General features: G+C 60.6%; 5 protein-coding genes. 1 reads left to right on the forward strand and 4 read right to left on the reverse strand.

Annotated elements, in window-relative coordinates; genetic code table 11:
* The 4 genes from JNL55_RS34805 to JNL55_RS34820 all read right to left on the reverse strand — a co-directional run.
* Nucleotides 1–855: thiamine pyrophosphate-binding protein (locus tag JNL55_RS34805; RefSeq protein WP_293865795.1), on the reverse strand; the 855-nt coding region annotated here is incomplete at its 3' end.
* Nucleotides 856–879: 24 nt separating this feature from the next.
* Nucleotides 880–1,710, reverse strand: coding sequence for a citryl-CoA lyase (locus JNL55_RS34810; RefSeq protein ID WP_293865798.1), 831 nt, complete (start codon nucleotides 1,708–1,710; stop codon nucleotides 880–882).
* Nucleotides 1,707–2,909 carry a CaiB/BaiF CoA transferase family protein gene (locus JNL55_RS34815; RefSeq protein WP_293865801.1) on the reverse strand — a complete coding sequence of 401 codons (1,203 nt, stop codon included), beginning with the start codon at nucleotides 2,907–2,909 and terminating at the stop codon, nucleotides 1,707–1,709. Before JNL55_RS34815 ends, JNL55_RS34810 begins: the two co-directional genes overlap by 4 nt.
* Entirely contained in the window at nucleotides 2,906–4,357 is a 1,452-nt protein-coding gene (locus JNL55_RS34820; protein WP_415923224.1) for an aldehyde dehydrogenase, read from the reverse strand. Before JNL55_RS34820 ends, JNL55_RS34815 begins: the two co-directional genes overlap by 4 nt.
* A 141-nt stretch (nucleotides 4,358–4,498) precedes the next feature.
* Between JNL55_RS34820 and JNL55_RS34825 the strand changes: the two genes are divergently transcribed.
* On the forward strand, nucleotides 4,499–5,359 hold the full coding sequence (locus JNL55_RS34825) for a sugar phosphate isomerase/epimerase family protein (RefSeq protein ID WP_293865807.1): 861 nt from the start codon (nucleotides 4,499–4,501) through the stop codon (nucleotides 5,357–5,359).
* The last annotated feature ends 60 nt before the right edge of the window (nucleotides 5,360–5,419 follow it).

Consider the following 5,419-nt stretch of genomic DNA (forward strand, 5'->3'; position numbering starts at 1 on the left):
GCGAGTGCCGAGCGCCAGCACATAGTCAGCGTTGCGACAGCTGTCATTGATGTACTTCGTGCCCCAGAACCCGGTCATGCCCAGGGTCAGCGGATGATCGTCGGGCAGCGCGCCCTTGCCCATCAAAGAATGCGCAACCGGAATCCCTAAATGATCCACGAGGTCCCGTAACTCGCTGGCCGCATCAGCGAGCAGTATCCCGCCGCCGACATACATCACCGGCTGCTTGGCAGCCAGCAAGGTCTTCACGATGCTGCGTGCAGTGAAATCATCGATGGACGGCTTGCGATAAGTGGCCGCATTGGCTTTCACCTTATCGAACAAGCTCGGGCGCGCCTCAGCAGAAAAAATATCCATGGGCACTGAGATCAACACCGGGCCCGGTCGTCCGCTCTCGGCCAGATGAAACGCCTTGTCGACGATCTCCGGCAACAGCTCCGGCCGCTCCACCCGCCACGCACGCTTCACGAAGGGCCGATAGATTTCGAACTGCGAAGCGTCGGCATGCATGTTCACTTCTTGATGTGGATGCTTGCCGTAGTAATGACTCGGCACATCGCCCGCGAATACCACCATGGGAATCGAATCGAGCGCGGCATTCGCTACACCAGTGGCGGCGTTGGTGAGCCCGGGCCCCAGATGACTCAACACCACGCCCGTCTTCTTGCTCGCCCGCGCATAACCGTCAGCCGCATGGGCCGCGATCTGCTCATGCCGAGTGTTCACGAAGCGAATGGAACTCTTCTCCAACGCTGCCAGCACCGCGATATTGGTGTGTCCGCACAGGCCGAAGATGTGCTCGACGCCGCGCGCTTCGAGATACTTTACCAGCAGTTGAGCAACGGTCTGAGTCATACCAACCTCGAACAATGCGATGGATTATCGATCCGGATCGAGCGCACGCTGCGCCGGGCCGCTGTAGGTGTACGGAATCTCTTTGGGCATGGGTCCTTTGATGCGCTCGCCGCGCTGAGCCTGTTCCCACGCATGCGCCAGAATTCCCACCGAGCGCGACAGAATGAACAAGCCGCGTCCCATGGGCGGAGCGAAACCCAGCTCGCAAAAAATCAATGCGGTGATGCCGTCGATGTTCATGGGAATCGGCTTGCCGGTGCGCCGAAGGAGCGCCGCTTGGACTTCTCTACCGATACGCGCATACACCCCCGACACAGCGCCCTCGCTCGCCGCCTTCCCCACTAGCGAAAACAACGGCTCGACGCGTGGGTCGACGGGATGAAAGCGATGCCCGAAGCCGGGAATGATCTTGCCGTTACGAGCAATGTAGTCAGCCAAGACCCGATCAGTCGTGGCAGTAAGATCATCGCCACCAGCGGCACGGATCTCTTCATACAGCTCCATGCACTGCTGACCCGGGCCGCCATGAGTATCGCCGAGCACATTGATTGCGGACGCCATCGCATTGTTCAGATCGATGCCACACGTAATGGCCATGCGAGCGATGGAGATGGACGGGGCGTGCGGACCATGATCAACCGACGCCACCAGTGCAGCCTCGAGCAAGTCACTCTGTGCCCGTGACGGCAGCTCGCCACGAATCATCAGCCAGATCATGTCGGGGAACGACACGCGGCCAATCAGCTCCTGAATGGGATAGCCGCGCACACCGATCTTGCCCGGATGAATATCGATGATCTGCGTGTCCCACCAGGCTCGCACCTTATCGCTCAGCGACTGCGACTCGTCGCTCATATGGCGCCGCTCGACCGGAAACTCTCGATGTCCTCCGAGCCGTAGCCCAGCTCGCGAAGCAACGCCACTGTGTGTTGGCCCAACGTGGGCGGGCGAAGATCAGATGGCACATCGCCGCCGGAGTAACGATATCCGCCCTGCGTCACGCTCACCGACTTGTCGAGGCCCGGAACATCATCGACTTTACGCACCAGCTGTCGATGCGCGAGCTGCGGCAGGTCAAGCGCTTGCGGCACGCTGAGCACTCGTCCGGCCGGCACTCCGGCTTTGTTGAGTTGATCCTCCCAGTACACCGCCGGCTGTTGACGCAGCTCAGTTTCGATCAGCAACGTCAATACTTCGCGATTTCGCTTCCGCGACTCTCGCATCAGGAATCGCGGATCGCCGACCAGATCGGGCCGCTCGATGAGCTTGGCCAGCGACGCAAACTGATCGTCAGTGTTCGCCGCGATGTTCAGCAACCCAGCGCCAGTGCGAAACGTTCCCGAGGGCGCGGCAGTGAAGTTGTCGTTGCCGATGGCTTCGGACTCGACGCCGGCGATCAGATAGTTGGACACGACCCAACCCATCGTCGCAATGGTCGAATCGAGCATGGACACATCGATGAAGCGCCCTTCGCCACTGCGCTCACGTCCGACCAACGCACTGGAAATGGCGAATGCCGCGGTGAGTCCGCCGATGCTGTCGCTCACCGGATAGCCGACGCGATACGGCGCGTTGTGACGATCACCAGTGATGCTCATCACGCCCGACAAGCCCTGCACGATTTGATCGTAGGCCGGCGCCTCGCGCATCGGCCCTTCCTGACCGAAGCCGCTGATGGCGCAATAGATGAGCCTCGGATTGATACCGGCGAGAGCGTTGTAGCCCAGACCCAACCGATCCATCACGCCGGGACGGAAGTTCTCGACCAACACATCGGCGCTGCGCACCAGCCGACGGAATATTTCCTTGCCGCCTTCCAGCTTCAGATTCAAGGTCACGGATTTCTTGCCGCCGTTCTGTGCGATGAACGACGCACCCATGAGTTGCTGGCTAAGCTCCGGGTCCGCACCCAACTGCCGAGCCAGATCGCCCGTGCCCGGCACTTCGACCTTGATGACTTCGGCGCCGGACAGCGCCAATTGATAGGCACAGAACGGGCCCGCCAGCACATTGGTGACATCGATGACCCGGATGCCTGACAGCACTGCAGTCATGCGCGCTCCCCTTTGGCAATCCACACACACTTGGTGTCCAGATATTCGCGGATGGCATCGACGCCGGACTCGCGCCCCACGCCCGAACGTTTCATGCCACCGAACGGCGCAGTGAAGCTGGTAGCGCGATAGTTGTTCACCCACACGGTGCCGGCCTTCAACTTTGACGTCATGGACATCGCGCGTTGCAGATCACGCGTCCACACAGCAGCGGCCAGACCGAACGCGACATCGTTACCGATACGCACGGCATCCGCTTCGTCCTCGAACGGGATGACACAAAGCACGGGGCCGAACACTTCTTCCTGAGCAATGCGCATACTCATGTCGACGCCGGTGAAGATGGTCGGCTCGATGAACTGCCCGGCGCCGAGATCTTCACGTGCGCGACCGCCAGCCACGCAATGCGCGCCCTCGGCCTTTGCGATGTCGATGTACTTCAGGATCTTCTCGAACTGAGGCCTGGTGGCAATCGGACCCACTTGGGTCGAGGCCAACGTCGGATCGCCCAGACGTAGTTCTTTGGTAAACGCCACTAGCCGCGCGACGAATTGATCGTGAATCGATCGTTGCAACAGCAGCCGCGAGCCAGCCTGACAACTCTGCCCCGAGGCGGCGAAGATGCCGGCGAACACGCCCTGCAAGGCCTGATCGAAATCGGCATCTTCAAAAATGATGTTGGGCGATTTACCGCCGAGCTCCAGCGTGACCGTCTTCAGGTGGCGCGCCGCGAGTTCGTAAACGCGAATGCCCGCCGCTTCACCGCCAGTGAAACCGATATGAGCGACCGCCGGATGCGATACCAAAGGCGCGCCGACTTCTTCACCTAACCCGGTGACCACATTCACGACGCCATCTGGAAATCCGGCGCGACGAAACAAATCGGCGAACTCCACGATGGCACATGAAGTGAACTCGGACGGCTTGATGACGACAGTGCAACCGGCCGCAAGTGCCGGCGCCAGCTTCCAACTCGTCAGCGTGAGCGGCGAATTCCACGGCGTGACGATGGCGATGACGCCCTTCGGCTCGTAGTTGATGTAGGTCAGCGCGCCGCCTTTGTCGTTGGGAACGACGTGGCCCTGCACTTTGTCCGCCAAGCCGGCGTAGTAATGAAAGTAGTCGCTGACATAACGAACTTGCGAGGTGACCTCGCTCGCTAATTTGCCGTTGTCTCGCTGTTCGATTTGCGCCAGTCGCGGCGCCTCTTCGGCGATCAGATCTGCCACTTTGCGTAGCAGTGCGCCTCGTTTCGAAGCAGTGAGCCCAACCCAGGCGGGATTCGCTAATGCAGCCTTGGCTACATTAGCCGCTGCATTCACATCGTCGACATTGCCTCGGGCGATTTCTGCCCAAGCCTCGCCGGTGTACGGATTTTCACTCGCGAGATAACTGCCGCCACGCGGCGCGGTTTGTTTGCCGCCGATGTAGTGCCCATAACGTTGCATTTTGTTCGGCCCGCGACCGCCTGCACTCATCGAAACGATGAGAATCCCCGCAGCGGCCGGCCGGTAGAGTACCCATTAATGGACTAACTAGTCCATACGTGTGTACTATTTGGTTCAATGTCGCGCGAGCGAGGCTGCCCCATGATTCCTGAATATTCCCTCGCCTATCTCACCGTGCTGGGCTTGTCGCCGCCGCGGATGGTCGCGGCAGCCGCCAAGGCGGGTTACTCCTACGTCGGCCTGCGACTGCATGCGGTAACAACGGACGAACCGCGTTATCCCCTGCATCTAAATCGCTCGATGTTGCTCGAAACGAAGCATGAGTTAGCTGCTACCGGCGTGCGCGTGCTCGATGTTGAATTGATTCGTCTCACGCCCTGGTTCGACGTTCATGAACATGACGCATTGTTGGATGTCAGCGCCGAGCTCGGCGCCCGCCACCTGATCGCTCAAGGTGCGGATGCGAATCTGGACCGAGTCATCGACCATTTCGGCCAGCTCTGCGACGCGGCGGCCAAACGCAAACTCACCGCCGATATCGAGTTCGTCACCTGGACCGAAACTGCCGACCTTGCTCGCGCCGCTGCCATCGTCGGCGCCGCCGCTCGCGACAATGGCGGATTACTCATCGATACGTTGCACTTCTCGCGATCCCACGACGACATTGCCGAGCTGGCAAAGCTGCCTCGCCACTGGTTCCACTACGCGCAGGTCTGCGATGCGCCCAGCGAGCCGCCGAAAACCCTCGACGGATTGATCTTCGCGGCTCGTAACGAACGAATGTTTCCTGGCGCCGGCGGCTTGGACTTGCCGGGCATTCTCGGCGCATTGCCGGCAGGCATTCCCTATTCCTTAGAGATCCCCACAGCAGCGTTGGCGAAGAAAGTCGGCCTGGAGGAATGCGCACGCCTGGCGCTGGAAAGTGCCAAAGATTTCTTCGCCGCCGCTGGCGGCCGACCGCTGACATCAGCGTCGGCCTCGCGGAATCGTCTCCACCATTGACGACGGCTCGCCAGCAACACCGAGGGGAACTGCCCCTCGGCGCCGCGTCGAGTTCAGAAG

Source organism: Steroidobacter sp. (assembly GCF_016790065.1).
Classification (GTDB): domain Bacteria; phylum Pseudomonadota; class Gammaproteobacteria; order Steroidobacterales; family Steroidobacteraceae; genus Steroidobacter.

What these genes read in the sequence shown, in the direction of transcription:
- JNL55_RS34810 (WP_293865798.1), bottom strand. Translation starts at nt 1,710, where the DNA reads ATGAGCGACGAGTCGCAGTCGCTGAGCGATAAGGTGCGAGCCTGGTGG.
- JNL55_RS34815 (WP_293865801.1), bottom strand. Translation starts at nt 2,909, where the DNA reads ATGACTGCAGTGCTGTCAGGCATCCGGGTCATCGATGTCACCAATGTG.
- JNL55_RS34820 (WP_415923224.1), bottom strand. Translation starts at nt 4,357, where the DNA reads ATGCAACGTTATGGGCACTACATCGGCGGCAAACAAACCGCGCCGCGT.
- JNL55_RS34825 (WP_293865807.1), top strand. Translation starts at nt 4,499, where the DNA reads ATGATTCCTGAATATTCCCTCGCCTATCTCACCGTGCTGGGCTTGTCG.